Annotated in this window: 16 protein-coding genes; 2 read left to right on the forward strand and 14 right to left on the reverse strand. The window is 40.6% G+C overall.

Translation table 11 applies throughout. The annotated features are described in order from the left end of the window. Positions 1–81 precede the first annotated feature (81 nt). The 9 genes from hflC to WSC_RS0107400 form a co-directional block, all read right to left on the reverse strand. Positions 82–954: a protease modulator HflC gene (gene hflC / locus WSC_RS0107360; RefSeq protein ID WP_016955276.1), complete on the reverse strand. Its 873-nt coding sequence runs from the start codon at positions 952–954 to the stop codon at positions 82–84. A gap of 1 nt (position 955) precedes the next feature. Beyond that, positions 956–2137, reverse strand: coding sequence for an FtsH protease activity modulator HflK (hflK, locus tag WSC_RS0107365; RefSeq protein ID WP_016955277.1), 1182 nt, complete (start codon positions 2135–2137; stop codon positions 956–958). A 14-nt stretch (positions 2138–2151) separates the two neighbouring features. After that, entirely contained in the window at positions 2152–3438 is a 1287-nt protein-coding gene (gene hflX / locus WSC_RS0107370; RefSeq protein ID WP_016955278.1) for a ribosome rescue GTPase HflX, read from the reverse strand. A gap of 26 nt (positions 3439–3464) precedes the next feature. Continuing rightward, complete coding sequence (hfq, locus tag WSC_RS0107375; protein ID WP_016955279.1) at positions 3465–3719, reverse strand: RNA chaperone Hfq; 255 nt, start codon at positions 3717–3719, stop codon at positions 3465–3467. Between the two features lie 69 nt (positions 3720–3788). Then, positions 3789–4712: a tRNA (adenosine(37)-N6)-dimethylallyltransferase MiaA gene (miaA, locus tag WSC_RS0107380; protein ID WP_026016717.1), complete on the reverse strand. Its 924-nt coding sequence runs from the start codon at positions 4710–4712 to the stop codon at positions 3789–3791. 8 nt (positions 4713–4720) lie between these two features. Continuing rightward, positions 4721–6628, reverse strand: coding sequence for a DNA mismatch repair endonuclease MutL (gene mutL, locus WSC_RS22135; RefSeq protein WP_016955281.1), 1908 nt, complete (start codon positions 6626–6628; stop codon positions 4721–4723). Next, the gene (locus tag WSC_RS22140) at positions 6628–7863 is read right to left on the reverse strand and encodes an N-acetylmuramoyl-L-alanine amidase (protein ID WP_157447220.1); all 1236 of its coding nucleotides are present in this window, start codon (positions 7861–7863) and stop codon (positions 6628–6630) included. Before WSC_RS22140 ends, mutL begins: the two co-directional genes overlap by 1 nt. Positions 7864–7978: 115 nt before the next feature. Further along, positions 7979–8437 carry a tRNA (adenosine(37)-N6)-threonylcarbamoyltransferase complex ATPase subunit type 1 TsaE gene (gene tsaE, locus WSC_RS0107395; RefSeq protein WP_016955283.1) on the reverse strand — a complete coding sequence of 153 codons (459 nt, stop codon included), beginning with the start codon at positions 8435–8437 and terminating at the stop codon, positions 7979–7981. 23 nt (positions 8438–8460) lie between these two features. Then, complete coding sequence (locus WSC_RS0107400) at positions 8461–9981, reverse strand: NAD(P)H-hydrate dehydratase (RefSeq protein ID WP_016955284.1); 1521 nt, start codon at positions 9979–9981, stop codon at positions 8461–8463. Positions 9982–10084: 103 nt separating this feature from the next. Between WSC_RS0107400 and queG the strand changes: the two genes are divergently transcribed. After that, positions 10085–11236, forward strand: a complete 1152-nt coding sequence (queG, locus tag WSC_RS0107405) for a tRNA epoxyqueuosine(34) reductase QueG (RefSeq protein WP_016955285.1) — start codon at positions 10085–10087, stop codon at positions 11234–11236. A gap of 83 nt (positions 11237–11319) precedes the next feature. Here the strand turns inward: queG and WSC_RS0107410 are convergent, their stop codons facing one another. From WSC_RS0107410 to WSC_RS0107425, 4 genes are all read right to left on the reverse strand, one after another. Continuing rightward, positions 11320–14070, reverse strand: coding sequence for a CHASE domain-containing protein (locus tag WSC_RS0107410; RefSeq protein ID WP_016955286.1), 2751 nt, complete (start codon positions 14068–14070; stop codon positions 11320–11322). Positions 14071–14211: 141 nt separating this feature from the next. After that, positions 14212–14709 (reverse strand): acetolactate synthase small subunit, encoded by a 498-nt coding sequence (gene ilvN / locus WSC_RS0107415; RefSeq protein ID WP_016955287.1) that lies wholly within the window; start codon positions 14707–14709, stop codon positions 14212–14214. Further along, positions 14709–16427, reverse strand: a complete 1719-nt coding sequence (locus tag WSC_RS0107420) for an acetolactate synthase 3 large subunit (RefSeq protein WP_026016720.1) — start codon at positions 16425–16427, stop codon at positions 14709–14711. Before WSC_RS0107420 ends, ilvN begins: the two co-directional genes overlap by 1 nt. A 76-nt stretch (positions 16428–16503) precedes the next feature. Continuing rightward, positions 16504–16710 (reverse strand): DUF1289 domain-containing protein, encoded by a 207-nt coding sequence (locus WSC_RS0107425; protein ID WP_016955289.1) that lies wholly within the window; start codon positions 16708–16710, stop codon positions 16504–16506. Positions 16711–16832: 122 nt separating this feature from the next. Between WSC_RS0107425 and WSC_RS22145 the strand changes: the two genes are divergently transcribed. Further along, positions 16833–17657 carry an EAL domain-containing protein gene (locus tag WSC_RS22145; protein WP_016955290.1) on the forward strand — a complete coding sequence of 275 codons (825 nt, stop codon included), beginning with the start codon at positions 16833–16835 and terminating at the stop codon, positions 17655–17657. On the opposite strand, the gene hrpB is transcribed toward WSC_RS22145, so the two are convergent. Continuing rightward, positions 17654–20170, reverse strand: a complete 2517-nt coding sequence (gene hrpB, locus WSC_RS0107435; protein WP_016955291.1) for an ATP-dependent helicase HrpB — start codon at positions 20168–20170, stop codon at positions 17654–17656. The two genes, WSC_RS22145 and hrpB, sit on opposite strands and share 4 nt — an antisense overlap. Positions 20171–20990: the final 820 nt, after the last annotated feature.

Raw genomic sequence — 20990 nt, forward strand, 5'->3', positions numbered from 1 at the left:
GGTCGGAAATAAGAGTATAAAAACAAAAAAGCTGCACAAGGCAGCTTTTTAGAATTAAATCAGTTAACTATGGTTAGCTGATTATTTGGCGTTGTTCATGTATTTAAAGAAGTCGCCGTCAGGTTTAACCAACATAACATCGTTTTTGCTGTTAAAGCTCTGTTTGTAAGCATCTAAGCTACGTAAGAATGAGAAAAACTCAGGGTTTTGGTTATAAGCATTTGCGTAAATACGCGCAGCTTCTGCATCCCCTTCACCTTTCACCGCACGTAAATTACGCTCAGCGTCTGCAACCATAATGGTAATACGCGCATCAATGTCGGCTTTGATAAACTCAGCTTGTTCTTTACCTTGTGATCTATGCTCAGCTGCAACCGCGTTACGTTCAGCACGCATACGATCATAAATAAAGCTACTGACTTCATCTGGTAAGTTGATTTTCTTAACACGTACGTCAACCACTTCAATGCCTAACTCTGCAGCACTTTCTTGCATACCAGTTAAAGCTTTATCCATGAGTTCATCACGCTCACCAGAAACAATTTCGGCAATAGTGCGCGAACCAATTTGGCTACGTAAACCATTACTGAATTTACGATCTAATAACCCTTCAGCATTCGATTTAATACCACTGGTTTTAAGATAATAAGTTTCAAAGTCTTTAATGCGCCACTTCACATAAGAATCAACAATTAAGTCTTTTTTCTCTGAAGTTACAAAACGGTCTGCTTCACCATCCAAAGTTTGAATACGCGCATCTAAAATACGCACTTTTTCAATTAATGGAATTTTGAAGTGTAAACCTGGCGCGTAAATTACTGTGGTATTTTGGCTATCACGTTTTACTTTACCAAACTGAATAACAATACCACGTTCACCTTCGCCAATAACAAATAGCGACGAATAAACCAATACAAATAAAACAACAATTGTACCGATAATTAAATTTTTCATATTAACGGCCTCCTGCAAAACGGTTGCTATCACGCAAGCCTGATGATTGGCTTGAACTACGTGAAGATGAGGTCACCGGTGGTGAATATTGGCCAGAGTCTAAGCCTGACTGATTATTTTGCTCTTGGTTACGATTTTGCTGTTGTTGCAAAATTTTATCCAAAGGCAAATAAATCATATTGCCGCTGCCTTCTGAATCCAAAACGATTTTGGTGGTATTTGAATATACTTGTTCCATCGTTTCTAGATATAAGCGGTCACGCGTTACTTTTGGCGCAGCTTCAAATTCAGGTAAAAGTTTCTCAAAACGAGCAACTTCACCGCGCGCTTCTAAAATGACCCGCTCTTTGTAGGCTTTGGCTTCTTCTTCCATACGGCGCACTACACCACGAGCTTGTGGCTCACGAGCTTTCGCATATGCTTGCGCTTCTTGGATATAACGATTTTCATCTTCTTGGGCAGCAATTGCATCATCAAAAGCAGGTTTAACTTGCTCTGGTGGGCGTGCTGGCAAGAAGTTGACGTCAACAACTTGAATACCTAAGTTGTAACGTTCAATTGTTTCTTCAAGCAATTGCCAAGTTTGTTGGCGAACTTCTTCACGACCTGTGGTTAATACGTTGTCCATAGTTGAATGACCAACAACATAACGCAATGCTGAATCAGTTGCTTGACGTAAACTATATACAGGCTCTGTCACGCTGAATAAGAAGTGACGTGGATTTTCAATGCGATATTGAACCTCCATCTCAACAATTACGACGTTTTCATCTTTGGTCAGCATTTTGCCGCTAGAAGTTAACGAAGCAACACTTTCAACGTTTACCGCAATTACTTTATCAATAAAGGCAGGCTGCCATTGTAGGCCTGGCTCGATAATGCTGTGGAATTGACCAAAACGCAGAACCACGCCTCGCTCAGCTTCTTTAATTGTGGATAAACCTAAATATCCCCAAACAAAGAACAAGATAACTGCCACTAAAATTAACCCTGAGCTGCTAATACCGCCACCCGAGTTATTATTGTTAGAAGCGCTACCACCACCTTTGCCGCCAAAAGATTTTTTTAGCTTGTTCATGGTGTCTTTATATATTTCATCGAGATCTGGTGGTCCTTGATCTTTACCACCTTTGTTTCCCCACGGGTCTTTGTTGTTACTATTACCCGGTTCATTCCAGGCCATAATGCCACTCCAACTTAATCAATAATAAAATTCTCTAATTGGCCTTGATGTGTTTTGTTCAAACGATTCCAATCTTCGCTCGACATTTTTACATCAACCAACCAATCACCTAATTCGCTATAAGATTCTTCGACAATACAATCTAGCTGGAAAAATACCCCACGCCATTGCTGTTGAGCCGGCGGAATTGCTAGTTTGTATTCAACCATACTGCGCGCTAAATGTTCAGTTAGCGCTTGTAATAACAGTTCACAACCTTCACCTGTACGTGCGGACAACCATACACGTACAACTCGGCCTTCATCATCTCTGTCAATATGCGGCCGCACGTCCTCAAGTTGGTCTATTTTGTTGTAAACCAATATTTGGGTAATGTCGTCAGCTTCAATTTCTTCAAGAACCTTATTTACCGCACCAATATTTTCCGCTCTACGCTCGTCCGCAGCATCTATTACATGCAGCTGAATATCCGCATCTCGCGTTTCTTGTAAAGTTGCTTTAAAGGCTGCAACTAGATCATGGGGGAGATGCCTAATAAAACCAACCGTGTCGGCTAAAATACTATCGCCTACCTCATCTAACGTTATTTTGCGTAAAGTTGGATCAAGTGTTGCGAACAATTGATCCGCAGCATACACGTCAGATTCAGTTAAGCGATTAAACAGGGTAGATTTTCCGGCGTTGGTATATCCAACCAAAGAAATAGTTGGTAATGCGGAACGTTTACGCGCTCGTCGCCCCTGATCACGTTGCTTAGCTACTTTTTCGAGACGTCTCTCAATGTTTTTGATACGTCCACGAATTAAGCGTCGGTCGGTTTCTAACTGGGTTTCACCCGGCCCACGTAAACCTATACCACCTTTTTGCCGCTCTAAGTGAGTCCAACCACGGATTAGCCTTGTTGAAATATGCTTCAACTGCGCTAATTCAACTTGCAAATTCCCTTCGTGGGTACGAGCTCGTTGGGCAAAAATATCTAGGATTAACGTAGTGCGATCTAAAACGCGGCACTTCACTAGAGCTTCAACATTTTTCTCTTGTGAGGGGCTTAATGCATGATTAAAAATCACTACATTAGCTTCTAATGCCACAACAGCTTGCTGAATTTCTTCAGCTTTGCCACTACCAACAAAAAATTTGGGATCAGGTTTAGAACGGGCAGCAGTCACCACTGCCAAAGTATTTACTCCAGCAGAGGAGGCTAACAACTTGAGTTCTTCTAAATCTTCTCTTGCGACTTCGTCGTCTAAATCAACATGAACTAAGATGGCCTGGTCGCCTGCTTTATATCTATCAAACAAGCAGAAACCCTCTTAATTTTAAAATGTTATTCAACTTCTGATTCGTTAAAATTCGCTTGTGCATTTGGATTAGTCTGGAATGGACGCGCAGGCACCACAGTCGAGATCGCATGTTTATAAACCATCTGGCTAACTGTATTTTTTAGCAAGATAACAAACTGATCAAATGATTCGACTTGCCCCTGTAATTTGATCCCATTTACCAAATAAATTGATACTGGAATTCTTTCTCTTCTCAACGCATTTAAAAACGGGTCTTGTAATGATTGTCCTTTGGCCATGTTCGGCTCCTTATTATTTTATTATTAATAGCATTTTAGTGTTTAACTTAGTACTAAACTAGCGCTATTTCAATTAATTAACGAAATTGTTTTTTCTATCAACCCTGATTGTTCACTGTCTAACCAGTTTATCTGTGGCCAGTTACGTAACCACGTCATCTGCCGTTTTGCTAATTGACGTGTGGCGACTGTGCCACGGAACACCATTTCATCATATTCTATTTTTTTTGCAAGGTAATCCCACATTTGTCTGTAGCCTACACAGCGTATAGAGGGCAAATCTTCATGTAGATCACCTCGTTCGAACAATTTTATAACTTCTTGTTCAAAACCTTGTTGTAACATTAACTTAAATCTGTGCTCAATTCGCTGGTGCAAAGCTTCACGACTTTTCGGTGCAATTGCGAACTGAGTCACTTTATAAGGGAATGCTTGGCCTTTATCTTCGGTTAACTCTGTCATGGTTTTACCACTAATGCGGTAAACCTCAAGCGCACGATTAATCCTTTGTGGATCGTTCGGATGAATTCGCTCAGCCGCAACAGGGTCTATTTCAGCAAGTTGCTGATGCATCACTTGCCAACCAACTTTTTCAGCTTCTGCGGCCAACTCAGCACGAACTTTTTCATCCGCAGCTGGTAACTCAGACAAACCTTCTAATAAAGCCTTGAAATACAGCATAGTACCGCCAACCAAAACTGGCAATTTATTCCGACCGTGAATTTGCTCAATAAGTTTCAATGCGTCTTTACGAAAATCTGCTGCTGAATAACTTTCTGCTGGATCTAAAAAATCAATTAAATGGTGCGGCGCGACGGCTTGCTCTTCTGCGGTTGGTTTAGCACTGCCAATATCCATGCCTTTATATACTAGAGCTGAATCGACGCTGATAATCTCAATTGGAAAATGTTTGGCAAGTTCGAGTGCCAAGGCCGTTTTACCTGACGCAGTTGGCCCCATTATAAAAATAGCTTGTGTTTCAAGCTGCTGCATTTGTACTCTCAAAATAATTTATTTAAATCAATTTGTTGGCAATGGTTAGTCATCCAACTATTAAACTCAACTGGCGCTTGATTTTTCCAACTGCTAAGCCAAGTTTTATTTAAATCAGCTTTATGCTGAATTTGTTTGACCACAGCTTGGATAAAACTTTGCTGAATGGCTGAATCTTCTATATTCGATGCTTTACCGACTATTTCAACCCAAGTTGCAATTAAATTGGCTAAATCTATGTTGCTCAGTATAGAAGGGATTTGGGTGATCACCAAAGTGGTCTCTTTTAACCAGCGCCAAGCAAAACCTAAATGCTTTAACCAATCAGCTTGGCTATCAAATAAACTTTTGTCGCTGTTGGTTAACTTAAGCGACACAGGCACAAGCAAAGGTTTAGTCACTGCATTTTGCCCTTGCGGGAACAATTTATAACAAACAGCTTGCCGTAACACGGCTTGATAATTCACTGCATATAAAGATTGCTGATTGGTAAATACCAACCAATTCTGCTGAATGCAGTCGACCAACTTCCACTCAGTTGTCGTCTGGGCAGCTATTTCATTTGTAGCTGTGAATATTTGATTTTCAGTCTCACTCGCTGGTGCAACTAACTGCGCATAATTTTCTATAATGCGCTCTTGTACTTTGGCAGCTGGCCCAGAATAACTGTTATTGTGTTTTTGCTGAAACGCAGTTGCTCTCTGTTGACCTGGAAACAACTGAGTGGCTAAACCAGATAATTCAACACCAGTACTTGTTTGACTGCTTGGGTAATTGCTGTGCTTGTCTGCTTGAGATTCAGTGACTGGCGACTGTGCGCGCTCGAAACCAGTGCTTGATGGAAAAACATCATCACTGTTGTTTTGTTCTGCCGTTGGCACGCTAGCCAATGGCTGTGCTTGTTCTTGCCAAATTTGCTGCTGACTCTCATGCAAAGCTTTATGCAAGGTTTGATAAACAAAATCATGCACAAGGCGCGCTTGGTGAAAACGTACTTCGTGTTTGGCCGGATGCACATTTACATCAACCTGTTTGGGATCTATCGTCAAATACAACACATAAGCTGGATACATATCACTTGGTAGTGAATCTTCATATGCTTGACGAATTGCGTGATTGATCAGTTTATCACGCATCATACGACCATTGATATAACAATACTGCATATCGTTTTGGTTACGTGCTGCTTGTGGTAAACCTAACCAACCTGACACTTTTATGTCTTGGTAATCACTCTGAATATACACAGAGCCTTCAGTAAAGTTTCGCCCACAAATGGCTTGAATACGTGCATCGGCATTATTTTGATTCGCCACTCTATAACTGCGCTGCAAAGCACCGTTGTGAGTTAATTTAATTTGCACATCAAATCGGCTCAATGCAATGCGTCTAACCACTTCGTCTATATGCTGGTATTCGGTTTTATCTGAGCGTAAAAAGCGTCGTCTTGCAGGTGTATTAAAAAATAAATCAGCCACTTCAACACAAGTACCGTCGGGATGCGCAGCGGGTTGTAAACTCACTTGCATATCCCGCCCTTCAGCAATAGCTGCCCAAGCTTCAGCTTGTTCAGCAGGTTTAGAAGTTAAAGTTAACCTTGAGACTGAGCTAATACTCGCGAGTGCTTCGCCACGAAAACCTAAACTTAAAATTTGCTCTAAATCTTCTAAACTAGTGACTTTTGAAGTTGCATGGCGACTGAGTGCTAACATCAGCTCTTCTTTAGCTATGCCTTTGCCATTGTCGCGAATACGCATTAGCTGGCTACCACCACGCTCAATATCTATGTCAATTTTTGTTGCGCCCGCATCTAAGCTATTTTCGACTAACTCTTTAATGACAGATGCAGGCCGCTCGACTACTTCACCGGCAGCAATTTGGTTAGCCAACTGGGGCGATAAAATTTGAATGGGCATTATGATTGTGGAATTTTTAGCGTTTGACCGATACGTAACATATCAGATTTAAGTTGATTCACTTGTCTAAGTGCTGACACTGAAGTTGAATAACGTTTGGCGATTACAGATAAAGATTCACCTTTCGCCACTATATGATCTGTGCTGCGATACATAGACGCATATAAAGTGCCTTCTGGTGGATACTTTCTAAAATGGTTTTTAATTGCTTTAGCAATCGCAGCAGATAACTTCTGTTGATGATCTCTTTGGTTTAGTTTGCGCTCTTCTGTTGGGTTAGAAATAAAACCTGTTTCGATCAATAAAGATGGGATATCTGGCGATTTCAACACGCCCAAACTCGCTGTTTGTGGCGATTTTTTATGCATATAAGTGACTTTACTTAGCTGATCGACCATTTCTTGGCTGAGTGCATAACTCGTGGTGATTGAATGATCCATCGACATATCTAACAAAGCTTTGGCTAAATATTTCTCGTTTTGTGTATCAACAATTATTTCGCCAGCACCACCTAACAATTCACCATGTTGCTCAGTTTGTTCTATCCAGCGACCAATTTCAGTATTTGCACGGCGTAATGACAACATCCATACAGATGCCCCTTTTGGTTGCGGGCTGGTAAATGCGTCGGCGTGAATAGAAATTAATAAATCAGCTTTATGTTTACGTGCGATCACTGAACGTTTGTTTACATCAACATAATAGTCACCTGTACGCACCATATAAGCAGCTAGGCCTTTTTCAGCATTAATTAAGTTGGTCACTTTTTGCGATATTTGATAGGTAACTTTCTTTTCGTACAAACCTGAAGGGCCAATAGAACCCGGATCTTCACCACCATGCCCTGCATCAACCGCGATTATGATATCTCTATCACCGATAGACAAAGCCTCTTTTTTGGCCGTTTGTTCGGTTTTTTGGCTATTGTCGGTTAAATCCACCACTAAACGATTGCCATAATTACCGATTGGCTTGAGTGAAAAAATGCCGGCTTGCAAAGCTTTGGTTAAATCTAATACCACACGCTGTGAGTTGGCGTATTCAGGTTTGCTATAACGCACACGTTTGATTAAATCACCTTTGATAAAGGTTTTGCCTAAATCAAACTTCTTATTAGTATCGCGCAAATCAATAACTAATCTATGCGGGTTTTGCAGGAAAAAATAACTGTACTGAGGTTTGTCGGCTAAATCGAATACCACACGAGTACTATCGGGAGACGGCCAAATACGCACACTTTTTCAATTTGATTCGCAGCAAAACTCGTAGGCGTAAACATAAACACCAAGAGTAACACCAGCAAACTAGATATTTTTTTATTGAATGTATGCATACTTGTATCTAATTAGATTAAGCTAATTGCTCAACAATTTTTTGCCCAATTGCGGTTAAACCAACAATCTCTGCCGAACGCTGTTCATTTTTATGTTCAATATTAATCTGAATATCAGCAGATGCCAACCAACCTTGACCTTTATCTGGCCATTCAACTAAACAAATGCTTGATTGAGTAAAATATTCTTCAATACCGATAAATTCTAACTCTTGTGGATCAGCCAAACGGTACAAATCAAAATGATAAATTGAGACATCGGCCAATTCATAAGGTTCAACTAAGGTATAAGTGGGAGATTTAACATTACCCTCATAACCAAAACCTTGAATTAAACCACGCGAAAAAGTGGTTTTACCTGCGCCTAAATCACCAATTAAATAAACCACACAAGGTGCGGAAATTAGCGCAGCGAGTTGTTTACCCAGCGCGACAGTTGCATCAGCGTCGGCTAAATCAATTTGATAACTTTGCATATTCTAAATCTTACTAACTCAAATCAAGGTTTACTTGGATTAATCACTTCACGCACATATGGCAATAAATCGCTGGCGATCATACCACGTTCACCTTGTTTTGCCGCTAAATCTCCGGCTTTTGCATGAATATTTACCGCAAGTTCTGCGGCTAAATCCGTTGCATAACCTTGCGCTAACATGGCTGCACATATGCCTGCGAGTAAATCGCCCATGCCTGCCGTTGCCATACCAGGGTTACCGGCGCGGCAAACTTTAATACCTTGTTGATTTGCAATTAAGCTGCCGCAACCTTTGAGTATTACAGCGCCCGAAAATTGTGCTTGTAATTCAGTTGCAGCTGCGTATCTATTATGCTGAATATGGTTGGTACTTTGTTTAAGTAAACGTGCAGCCTCTGTTGGATGTGGCGTTAAAATCCAATTTTTCTTTTTGTATTTATGCTCGGCTAACCAATTTAATCCATCGGCATCAACCACAGTTGGTTTATCGCTCTCTACAACCAACTGCATCAAACCATTTGCCCAACCTGTTTTGCCAAGGCCTGGGCCAATTAAAATAACCTCGGCTTGTTCAAGTAAAGTTTTAACCTCAGAGCTGATACCATTAACACCGCGTACCATAAGCTCAGGGCGGCCATTTGCAACCAGCATCACATTTTCAGGATGAGTTAACACTGTCACTTTACCCGCACCGCAGCGCAGTGCTGCTTCACCGGCTAAACGAATAGCGCCGGCCATACCTTTGTCGCCACCTATACATAATACATGGCCAAAGCTACCTTTATGGCTGTTGCGTTTACGCGCTGGTAGCGTGGTTTTTAATTGATTCCAATCACTTAATTGATAATAAGCTTGGTTTAACTGCTCAATTTGTTGCTGACAACCAAGTGATGCATAGTGAATCAGCCCACAATAATCGGCTGCATCATGGGTAAATAAACCTGTTTTTAATGCTAAAAAGGTCACTGTGTGCTGCGCTTGAATCGCATTAACATCCGCCTCACCAGTTAAGCCATTTAAACCACTTGGAATATCAGCACTAATGATTAACCGGCTAGCTTGATTGGCTTTTTGAAAAATCTCCGCCCACTCTGCCGATAAACTGCCGCTAAAACCTGTGCCTAATACACAATCAATCAGCAGATCAAATTCTGCAAAATCAGTCTCACTTGCGTTTAACTGGTTTAAGCTATTGAGTTTGCTTTTATCTAAGGCAAATAATTCAGCCTGTGCTTGCGCTGCTTCACCTTTGAATTCAGAGCAATTAGGCATGCTGATTAGCGTTACCCGCCAGCCAGCTTCAAGGGCAAGTGTAGCGACAACTAAACCGTCACCGGCGTTATTGCCTTTGCCTAACAAAATGCCGATATGAGCTGACTGCTCAAACATGGTTTCGACCAATTCAAATATGGCACGTCCAGCTTTTTGCATAAGTTGAAACAAGGATAAATTATTTAGTTCAGCGGCTTTTGCTTCAGTGCTGCGAACTTGTTCAGGCGTATATAAATTTGTAGGCCAATGGCGAATGCTCGATAGCTTCATAAAGATAGCGTCATAAAAATGGGTTATTTATAATTGTTGCTGTCTATTCTATGCCAATTTAACGTAAAATAACCAGCTATCAAGTTTTGTTAACTAGCGAATTATGCCTTTATCTGATCAACAACTCGTAGAGCTTGCACAAAATATCAAACAATGGGCAACCGAGTTGGGTTTTACCTATGTGGGCATAAGTGATTTGGATCTTAGCGAGCACGAACAACCTCTGTTAGATTGGCTAGATAAAAACTACCATGGTGAAATGGATTATATGCAAAACCATGGTTTATTGCGGGCGCGCCCTGCCGAGTTACACCCAGGCTCAGTGCGCTCAATTTGTATTGGTTTAGATTATTTACCACAATCAGCCAAGTTTGCTCAAACCCTTAAAGATAACAACAAAGGTTATATAAGCCGTTACTCACTTGGTCGCGATTACCACAAACTGATTCGTAATAAACTCAAACAACTTGGACAAAAAATTGAACAACAAACCGAGTTGAATACAGGTTTTCGCCCTTTTGTGGATTCAGCGCCTATTTTAGAAAGATCACTGGCAGAAAAAGCCGGTATTGGTTGGACGGGCAAACACACATTAATACTGAATGAAACGGGTGGCAGCTGGTTCTTTTTAGGCGAACTATTAATTAATTTACCACTTCCAACAGATACTCCCGTTGAAGATAAATGTGGAAATTGTGTAGCTTGCATGACCATATGCCCAACCCAAGCCATAGTCGCCCCTTATGAAGTAGACGCTCGGCGCTGTATTTCCTATTTAACCATTGAAAAAAAAGGGCCGATCCCTGAAGAATTCCGCCAAGCCATTGGCAACCGCATTTATGGCTGTGACGATTGCCAACTCGTCTGCCCGTGGAACCGCTTTGCTAGCTTAACAGCTGAAGATGATTTTCAGGCAAGACACAATTTAGACTCTAGTGATTTAATTGAATTATGGAACTGGCAAGAACAAGACTTTTTAACTAAGTTACAAGGCAGCGCCATTAGACGCATTGGTTACGAATATTGGTTGCGCAATTTAGCCATCGCCCTTGGTAACGCCCCAGCCAGCACTGAGATTATTCAGCAACTACAACAAAAACTCGGCGCAGTTTCTGAGTTAGTTGACGAACATATTAGTTGGGCACTGGAGCAACAGCATCAGAAAATGACTGATGTGACGTTAGATGCAGGCTTAGATAAAAAAACACAAAGGTTAGTGCGTGTGGTTGAGAAAGGCTTGGTAAGAGACGCATAGAACTCTACACGCCTTCTATCTTCAAGAAAAATCATACTCATAAGTACATTGAAAATGATGCAAAAACAGCGTGTTTGGCTAGTTTAACTCGACTTTTTTAAACAGTATTGCCGCAAACACTCAGCTAATTTATCCATATCTATTGGCTTAGCTAAATGAGCACTGAAACCGACTTCAGCAGCTCTAGCTTTGTCTGCTGGCATCACATCTGCGGTTAACGCGATAATAGGTAAATCTTGATAATTTTTCATTTGCCGAATTGTCGCCGTAGCTTCATAACCATCCATTACTGGCATTTGGCAATCCATCAACACCAAATCAAAATTTTGCTTTTGTATAGCTGCTATAGCTTGTTCACCGTCCGCCACTATAGTGACATTACAAGCAAAAGTTTTCAGCATTTCTTCAATTACCAATTGGTTTATCTGATTGTCTTCTGCGACCAATATCTGCGTATCAGACAAATCTAGAGCTTTAGGTTTAGCGATTGATTCTGGCGCACTTGTACTTGTTTCGACCGCGATTTGTACCCTAAAAGTAGAACCTTTACCTTTGACGCTAGTTACTTGAATGTCTCCGCCCATCAATTGGGCTAATTCTTTAGAAATGGCTAAGCCCAAACCTGTACCACCAAATTTGCGTGAAGTAGAAATATCCGCTTGGACAAAAGCATCGAAAATGGCGCTTTGCTCTTGCGCTGACATACCTATGCCACTGTCTATCACATCAATAAGTAACAACGCCTGTTGATTGTCGCTGGTTTGCAGATTAACCTGCAAGTTAACTTCACCACTTTGGGTGAACTTAAACGCATTGCCACATAGATTAATCAATATTTGTTCAATGCGCACACTATCACCGACATACCAGAGTTTTTCTGGTAATTGATTATCTATTTTCCAAGTTAACTGTTTTGCATGTGCACTTGACTCAAACATAATTTGAATGCGCTCTAGCAGCAGGTCCATATCAAACAAAGTGTGCTCAATAACAAGTTTGTTCGATTCAATTTTAGCTATATCTAAAATGTCGTTGACCAAACTCAGTAAGGTTTTTGACGACTGCTCAATTTTGCCAATATAACCAGAAACTTCTTGGTAACTGTTGGTTTGTTTGGCCAATTGTGACAAACCAATAACAGCATTCAGTGGCGTACGAATTTCATGGCTCATATTTGCTAAAAAACGGCTTTTGGCTAAGTTAGCTTGATCGGATTGCTCTTTAGCCTGTTTAAGCGACTCGGTACGTTCGTTAACTAGTCGATTCAACAAATGTGTTCGACTATGCATGCTTAATACTAGTGTGATAACAAAAGCAACAATCACTAACTGTGCAATCAATAAAATAAGGGAGATTTGATTAAAATAGTGATTGATAAATTCAGGTTTCACTTGCAAATACAATAACCAAGTTTGTCCTGCTTGAGTAAATTTCTGCACAACAACTTGTGGCTGGGCAGCTAAACTAACTTGCCTGTGGCCACTGTTACCATAAATGACTGTATTGTTATTTCCTGCAGTTAGCTCAAAAGTGAACATAGCTAAATGTTCGGCGCTAATTGCATGTACCACCACTTGTTCAACTGTAAACACCCCTGTAGCGTAACCTAACAGGCGCTTTTGATAAAAGGTATCACTACTTTGCTCGGCAATTAGTTTATACACAGGGGCGTATAACAAATAAGCGGGTTGAGGTTTAGTAGCTTGTACGAGTTGAATGATTGGCGTGGCTTTTACAGTAGAAGCCTGCGCACTAGCGGCTAAAGTTAACTTACGTTCTTGGTTAGAATTAACATTAAATCCGAGCGCTTGTTCATTCCCTGCTAATGGAGCGACATATTTAACGACAATCATTGGGTCACTTTCTTCCAATGGTTCGCCCTTTACATTGACAGAAAATTCATATTCCCGACGCCATTTATCAACAAATTGTGTTAGCTGTGGTTGCGAGACAATTGGGTTCCAAGATACAGCTTTTATTGATAAGTTTTCAGCCAAGATAGGTTGGACATATTGCTCAAACTGCTCTCTATCTAACATAGGCGTTTGTTCAATAAAATTAGCAATAGCTTGAATATTAACCAAGCTTTTATTAATTTGCCGATGCAAACTATTTTCAATAACTTGCAATTCTTTTTCGACGATAAATTCAGCGCTATTTTTATTGTTAAAAGAAAAAATCATGGTGATAGCTAATACCGCGACAAACAGAGCAATGGCGGTAATAACCACAAAGGATGCTTGGGTAGACTGGCCATTATCAACAGAGGGTTTGCGCAACAAGGCTAATACAAAAGGCGTTGCCAGTAGCACACCAATTGAATCACCAACCCACCAAAATAATACATTCGACCAATGATTGTCGACACTATAATTTGGATTAAACAAACTCAGTGCGTAAACACCTATATTGGCTGATATCAAACAAATAACTATGCCAATAACAAACACAAAGGTTAACGCATACCTATCAGATTTAAGCGCTAAAATATCCCCGACACATTTGCGCAATGCAAAAGCGCCTACCGCCGCCTGCAAGGTAGATCCTGCACCTATCATAACAAGCTGTTTTAGCAAATCGCCGTGAAATAATGACCAATCTAAATTACCCTGCGAAAACAAATTAAAACAAACAGAACTAATGAACACTGCCGGAAAAAAGCGCCACCACCATAAATAACAACCGACTAACGCAAAACCTGCTGGCAACCATATAGGTACAACTTGCGTTTGCGCAGAAATGTTGGATAAAAGCTCGCCACTAAAGTAATAGGCTGCGGCTAGTGCGAAATAGATCCAATTTGCTCTGTTATATTGGGGTAAACAGTTGTGCAAGCAGATGTCCTTTTAAACTTTACTGTTTTTTAAAGCTTTACGTATACAACAGAGTTTAGCTGGGAATTGTGAAAATGGCAGGAATTTAACGGCTAGTAATCGAGGAAATTAGTTTCCTCGATTACTCTACAATCAGAGATATTAGCTGCGTAGTGATTTTTCACCACGAGATAAGCCAGTTACCCCAGTGCGTGATACTTCTAATATTTCAGATTCAGTGCGAATAGCTTCGATAAAAGCATCTAACTTAGCTGTAGTACCAGCAAGTTGAATAACAAAAGTTGATGAGGTGACATCAACAATTTGGGCACGGAAAATGTCGCTTAAACCTTTCATTTCGATACGGTCTTCACTGCTTTCCGCTTTTACTTTTATCAACATAAGTTCGCGTTCAATATGCTCACCTTCAGTGATATCTTGAACTTTTAATACATCAACAAGCTTGTTTACTTGTTTGGTAATTTGCTCAATAACTCGGTTATCACCTGTAGTGGTCACAGTTAAACGCGATAAAGTTTCATCATCAGTTGGTGCAACGGTCAAATTTTCAATGTTGTAACCACGCTGTGAAAACAAACCAACGATACGTGATAAAGCACCCGGTTCATTTTCTAATAAGACGGATAAAATTCTGCGCATTATTTAGACTCCGGTTTGCTTAATAACATATCATCCATAGCACCATATTTAACTTGCATTGGATATACGTGCTCGTTTTGGTCAACTAAAATGTCCATGAAAACTAACTTGTCTTTCATCGCAAAACATTTTTCCATAGCTTCGTCTAATTCTGCCGGATCGGATACGCGAATACCCACATGGCCATAAGCTTCTACCAACTTAACAAAATCAGGCAACGATTCCATGTATGAATGGCTATGACGACCACCATAAATTAAATCTTGCCATTGGCGCACCATACCTAATGCTTGGTTGTTCAATGAAATAATTTTCACTGGAATGCCATATTGCATACAGGTAGATAGCTCTTGAATATTCATTTGAATACTACCGTCACCAGTAATACACACAGAAACCGAATCAGGTAGCGCGACTTTAACACCCATAGCAGCAGGGAAACCAAAGCCCATAGTGCCTAAACCACCAGAGTTGATCCAACGGCGCGGCTTAGCAAACGGATAATACAAAGCGCCAAACATTTGGTGTTGACCTACGTCAGATGAAACATAAGCTTCACCTTTGGTTGCTTTGTATAAACTTTCAATAACTTGTTGTGGTTTGATAACTTTGTCTGATTTTGCATAAGCCAAACAGTTTTGACCACGCCACTCTTCAATTTGCGTCCACCATGCAGCAAGTGCTTGTGCATCTGTACTATCGCCAGAAGCATCTAACATTTCAGTCATATCAGCTAATACCTGATCAACTGAACCGACAATTGGCACATGCGCTGATACAGTTTTAGAAATTGACGTCGGGTCGATATCAACATGCAAAATAGTCGCGTTTGGACAGAATTTTTGCACATTGTTAGTAACACGGTCATCAAAACGTGCACCCAGGGCAAAAATAACATCTGAGTTGTGCATGGTTTTGTTGGCTTCGTACGTGCCATGCATACCTAACATACCAACACATTGTTTATGCGTGCCTGGGAATGCACCTAAACCCATTAATGTATTAGTTACAGGTAAGTTTAAACGCTCGGCAAACGCAGTAATTAAGTCGCTACAGTTGGCTGCAATTGCACCACCACCTATGTATAACACAGGCTGTTTAGCTTCTAATAAAGTTTGTAAGGCTTTTTTGATTTGACCTTTATGCCCTTTTACATTTGGGTTGTAAGAGCGCATTTGCACTGAATCAGGAAAAACATATGGGTGTTTTTCTTTTGGATTAACTATGTCTTTTGGTAAATCAACCACCACAGGGCCTGGACGGCCAGTCGCTGCTATGTGGTAGGCTTTAGCAATAGTTGCAGGAATGTCTTCGGCTTTTTTCACTAAAAAGCTGTGTTTAACCACAGGGCGAGAACAACCAACCATGTCGCATTCTTGGAACGCATCTTCACCAATGACACTAGTAGGCACCTGACCAGACAAAATCACCATAGGGATAGAGTCCATGTACGCAGTTGCAATACCTGTAATAGTATTAGTTGCACCTGGGCCAGAAGTTACTAACACAGTACCAACTTCACCGGTTGCACGCGCATAACCGTCAGCCATATGTGCTGCAGCCTGTTCGTGACGTACCAAAAGATGCTCTATGCCTTCAGCTTCAAACAAAGCATCGTAAATATCTAGCACCGCACCACCTGGATAACCAAAAATGTGTTTAACCCCTATTTGGGTAAGTGCGCGAACAACCATTTCCGCACCAGACATCATTTCCACGATAGTTTTCCCCTAATTCAAAAAATTGCCGCAAGGATACCAATTTAATTGGTTTTTAAAAAGTATAACGCCTTGCTTAAACTAAATTATTCGCAAGTTTCTGCAGGCGTTGCTCAGCTAAAGCTAAGGTTTGTAATTTTTGTTGCTCTGATTGTTGTGTCCAACTGGTAATTTCTTTGATTGAACGACCACAACCTAAACATATGTCGTGTTGGTCTAAACAACAGTTTCGAACACAAGGCGAGCGGATTAACAGTGGATTATTTTGTTCAACTGAATGCATGTCATTAACTTTTCATAAAACTTGGCTAAAGTAGCCCAAGATTGATTCCTTAGTAAAACATCTAGTTCTTTAAATAAAGCAGGTTTTACCGTAATTGCCAATTTGACTTGAGCGTCGTATTTATGCAACCAGCCGTTTATTGTGAAATATCCGAAATAATTAATAGTGCTAACGTCAGCAGCCAACTGCAACCTATATACAACCTAGCAACTAACAGTGTATTGGGTTACGAAGCTTTGGTTAGAGGACCTGAGAATAGCCTATTACACAGCCCATATCATTTATTTAAAGCAGCGGATGCACGCAACCTAACTACAGCTTTAGAAACGCTTTGCATAAAAAAAGCCATCGAAAAATTTAGTTTATTGGATTTACCCGGCAAATTATTTATTAATGTAACACCTAATTATGTAGCAACTCAGCTGAATAATGCCAATTGGTTGATGCACTTGCTAAAGAAACAAGGCATTTCCCCCAATAGACTTGTGATTGAGTTAACTGAACAATCTCGTGCTGACGATATTGTTCAGCTAAAAGCTGCACTAAAACGCCTTAAAACCTTTGATATTCAATTTGCGATCGACGATTTAGGCGCAGGTTACTCAGGTTTAATTCAATGGAGCGAAATGCAACCTGACATCATCAAATTAGACCGACATTTTGTGCATAATTGCCACCAACAAACTCACAAACAACACTTTTTACGAGCATTATTGGAACTTGCAAATAGTACCAATGCGCTAACAATTGTTGAAGGCATAGAAAACCAAGCTGAGCTTGAGTGCATCTACAATTTAGGTTTTAATTTTGCGCAAGGTTTTTACCTTGGTAAACCGACTGCAACACCCACAATTGCCACACCAAATGTGATTAAAAGTTTGATCAGCGACGCTATTTCTCAACTTATTCAACAAGCCGAACAAAGCAGCCAAAGACTGTTAAATTAATTCTGCTTATGCTTAATTGAACGTCCCGGCTTTTCTTCCAATGGCTTCTCTGGCCAGCGGTGTTTCGGATAGCGTCCTCGCATCTCTTTAGCCACCTCAAAATAAGAACTGCGCCAAAAGTTGGCGAGATCACTGGTGGTTTGAATGGGTCTACGCGCTGGTGACAACAATTCAAAGCGCAGTGGCACTTGCCCATTAGCGAGTTTGGGCGATTCAAGCTGGCCAAACATTTCTTGTAAAATAACCGACACAGTTGGCCCTTGCGCCTCGTCATAGATAATCGGTACAGTTTTTCCGCTCGGCGTTTGATAACTTTCGGGCGCGTGTTGTTGTAATAATTGCTGTTGCTCCCAAGTTAAATTAGCCACCATCAAATCAAAAATATCAAACTGTTTGAGCTGCTTGATACTGGTTATTTTGTTGATATACGGCAGCAGCCAGTTGTCTATTTGCTCAATTAAATATTCAGCAGACATAGGCGCAAAGTCAGGCATAACGCCAGCCAGCCACTCAGCTCTTTGTAACCAAGCTTGGCAGCGTTTTGGCCAATTCAAAAAAGTTAAGCCTTGAGTTTGCACTATGTCTTTTACACAAGCACTAAATTCATCCGCTGGTATTTGACTTAAATTCTGTTCAGATAAAACAATCGCGCCATAACGCTTAGTGCGCCGGCCAATTACCGCTTCTTTTTTATCATCTAATCGGTAATGGCTTTGTTCAACCAACTTATCTGTTAGCACGCTGTCAATTTGAGCTTGTGATATTTGCCCACAAACAAAAATTACCCCATCTTTATTTTTACCATCACAGTCACATACAACCAACCAAGTTTGCCCTAACATGGCATCTGATTCACGCAAACTAACACCACGGCCATTGGCTAATAAATATGTATTTGCGCTATTAGTTGTACCGCGTAATTTGGCTAATCTGTCTGGGTAAGCGTGCAACAATAATAAACCTGCGTATTGCTGGATATCCGCTAAGGCCAACTTACTTACATCCAACTTCGTCGAGAGTTTTTGTGCAAAAGCACGCGCTAAGGTTAATACCTGACTAACGGTATTTTGGTTAAACCTCACACTCGCTCGTGCTGCTTGTTTATCTTGCGCATAATCAATTAACAATAACAACCTTTGGCTAATATCAGACGAATCAGCATTGATTAAAATATCGCGTTCCGACAACAGCGCTGCCAATAAACAACCTATGTTTTTTTCAATATCCGACTGACATCGTAATAACATACTGGCTAATCTTGGCTCTAAGCCAAAAGTTAACGCTTGTTGACCTTGGGCGGTGATTTTGTTGTTTTTATCAAGCAAATTTAGTTGTTGATTTAGCTCGCAGGCTAATTGATAGTGCAATTTAGGTGGTGGTGTTAACCAGTTTACATCGGCAAAATCAGTTATGCCCCAAGCAGCCAATTCTAAAACTAGGTTGGCTAAATCTGTACAAGCGACTTCTTCACTTTGAAATTCAGCTAATGCATGTTGCTCAGCTTCGCTCCACAAACGAATACACCTACCCGCCTGTACACGCCCTGCCCGGCCAGCTCTTTGTTTAGCCGAAGCTTTGGAGATATACCCAGTATCTAAACGAGATAAACCACTTTTAGCATCATAAGTTAAAACTTTTTCTAAACCAGAATCGATAACAGCGGTTATACCTTCAATGGTTAAACTAGTTTCAGCAATATTAGTTGCAAAAATAACTCGCCGCGCTTTGGATGTTGTTGGCTTTCTAAGGACTAATTCTTGCTGTGCGAGTGGCAATGCGCCGTACAAAGGTAATAACTCAACTGCTTGCTCTAACTTTTCTGTGGCTAACTGGATGCAGCGTTTAATGTCAGCTTGGCCAGGTAAAAAGACCAAAACATCACCTGAAGAATCTGTTAAAGCATATTGTAGTTGTTTAACCACATGCTCAGCTAAATAGCCACTTGCTTTACCTGCATAAGTTAGATCAACCGGAAAAGTTCCTCCTGCCACTTGCATAACTGGTGCATGGTTTAAATAAGCCGATATTTGCGCTGTATCTATGGTTGCTGACATAACCAAGAGTTTTAAGTCATCACGATAAGCTTCTTGCACTTCAAGCGCCAACATTAACGCTAAATCTGCATGTATTGAGCGCTCGTGAAACTCGTCAAAAATAATTAATCCTATATCGGCAAGCTCAGGATCGTTTTGCAATCTTCTGGTCAACACTCCTTCGGTGACAATTTCTAAACGAGTGTGTTGTGAAATTTTGTGCTCGTTACGTACCTGATAACCAACCGTCTGCCCAACCTTTTCGCCCAATTGGCTCGATAGGTAATGCGCAATAGATTTAGCAGCGACCCGACGAGGCTCCAACATAACTATTTTTTTATCCGCCAGCCAAGGCGCTTGCAATAAAGCCAGCGGTACAGCAGTCGATTTACCCGCACCTGGCTCTGCTTGTAATACCAAACTCTTGTGGTTGGCTAATAATTTTTGTAGTTCAGTTAAATGTTGTTGGATGGGTAACAAGTTAAAACTTTCTCGGCAATGTGTTTTATTGAGATGCGAGTCTACCGAATGAGGTGAAAAAGTCTAAATTATCTTTGTAAGAGATCGCCCATTTTTTCGTAAGAAAAACGTCAAAATAAGTCTAGTAAATTTTACACAAACAAATAAATATCTATTTAAAAACAATTAACTAACCCCAATACCATTCACAGATAAAACATCTAGAAATTTAAACAAAGGTTTAATAAGTTATACAAGTCACTGGTATTCAATTTAAAGTCGACTAGACTGAAAGCTATCAACAACGGCAAATGTGTGAGGCTGTTGCTTGGTAAACCCTATGTATGTTTGTAGTGCAAAATGTGTGTTAGTGCGCCTACCTCGAATGAAGCTATACGGAATTGGCCTGTATACATTCTAAATGGACGATCCCAAAAGCAGTGTCAATGTGTGTGATGACGCTGCTTTTCTTTTTTCTACCCGAACACTTTTGTAAATTACTTCCCTTTTAGTATTTGGTGTTTGCGTGTAGGTATGAATTTTGTTCAACCAAACTGAAACACCGAAAGTTCTCACAACCAGAAACCTTACAGTCAGTGCAATCAAGCCCACTCGTTACATAATTTTCTAAAATCGCTGTGAATCCATCCCTGGACGCTCCCAAACGTCGTCCAAGACGTTTGAAGTTTTAGAAAATCAGTAATCGAGTAGACTTTTATCAACTAATTTATCGCGGCAAGAGACAACCAGCGACACCAATGTTAGAAAGATGAATGGAAGTGTTGGGAGCAAAACTTCACAAAACATGGATAATGGAATGGACCCACTCCTCTTTAAATAC

This window comes from Catenovulum agarivorans YM01 (assembly GCF_000281085.1).
In the GTDB taxonomy this organism is placed as follows: domain Bacteria; phylum Pseudomonadota; class Gammaproteobacteria; order Enterobacterales; family Alteromonadaceae; genus Catenovulum; species Catenovulum agarivorans.

What these genes read in the sequence shown, in the direction of transcription:
- hflC (WP_016955276.1), bottom strand. Translation starts at nt 954, where the DNA reads ATGAAAAATTTAATTATCGGTACAATTGTTGTTTTATTTGTATTGGTT.
- hflK (WP_016955277.1), bottom strand. Translation starts at nt 2,137, where the DNA reads ATGGCCTGGAATGAACCGGGTAATAGTAACAACAAAGACCCGTGGGGA.
- hfq (WP_016955279.1), bottom strand. Translation starts at nt 3,719, where the DNA reads ATGGCCAAAGGACAATCATTACAAGACCCGTTTTTAAATGCGTTGAGA.
- miaA (WP_026016717.1), bottom strand. Translation starts at nt 4,712, where the DNA reads ATGCAGCAGCTTGAAACACAAGCTATTTTTATAATGGGGCCAACTGCG.
- mutL (WP_016955281.1), bottom strand. Translation starts at nt 6,628, where the DNA reads ATGCCCATTCAAATTTTATCGCCCCAGTTGGCTAACCAAATTGCTGCC.
- tsaE (WP_016955283.1), bottom strand. Translation starts at nt 8,437, where the DNA reads ATGCAAAGTTATCAAATTGATTTAGCCGACGCTGATGCAACTGTCGCG.
- WSC_RS0107400 (WP_016955284.1), bottom strand. Translation starts at nt 9,981, where the DNA reads ATGAAGCTATCGAGCATTCGCCATTGGCCTACAAATTTATATACGCCT.
- queG (WP_016955285.1), top strand. Translation starts at nt 10,085, where the DNA reads ATGCCTTTATCTGATCAACAACTCGTAGAGCTTGCACAAAATATCAAA.
- ilvN (WP_016955287.1), bottom strand. Translation starts at nt 14,709, where the DNA reads ATGCGCAGAATTTTATCCGTCTTATTAGAAAATGAACCGGGTGCTTTA.
- WSC_RS0107425 (WP_016955289.1), bottom strand. Translation starts at nt 16,710, where the DNA reads ATGCATTCAGTTGAACAAAATAATCCACTGTTAATCCGCTCGCCTTGT.
- WSC_RS22145 (WP_016955290.1), top strand. Translation starts at nt 16,833, where the DNA reads ATGCAACCAGCCGTTTATTGTGAAATATCCGAAATAATTAATAGTGCT.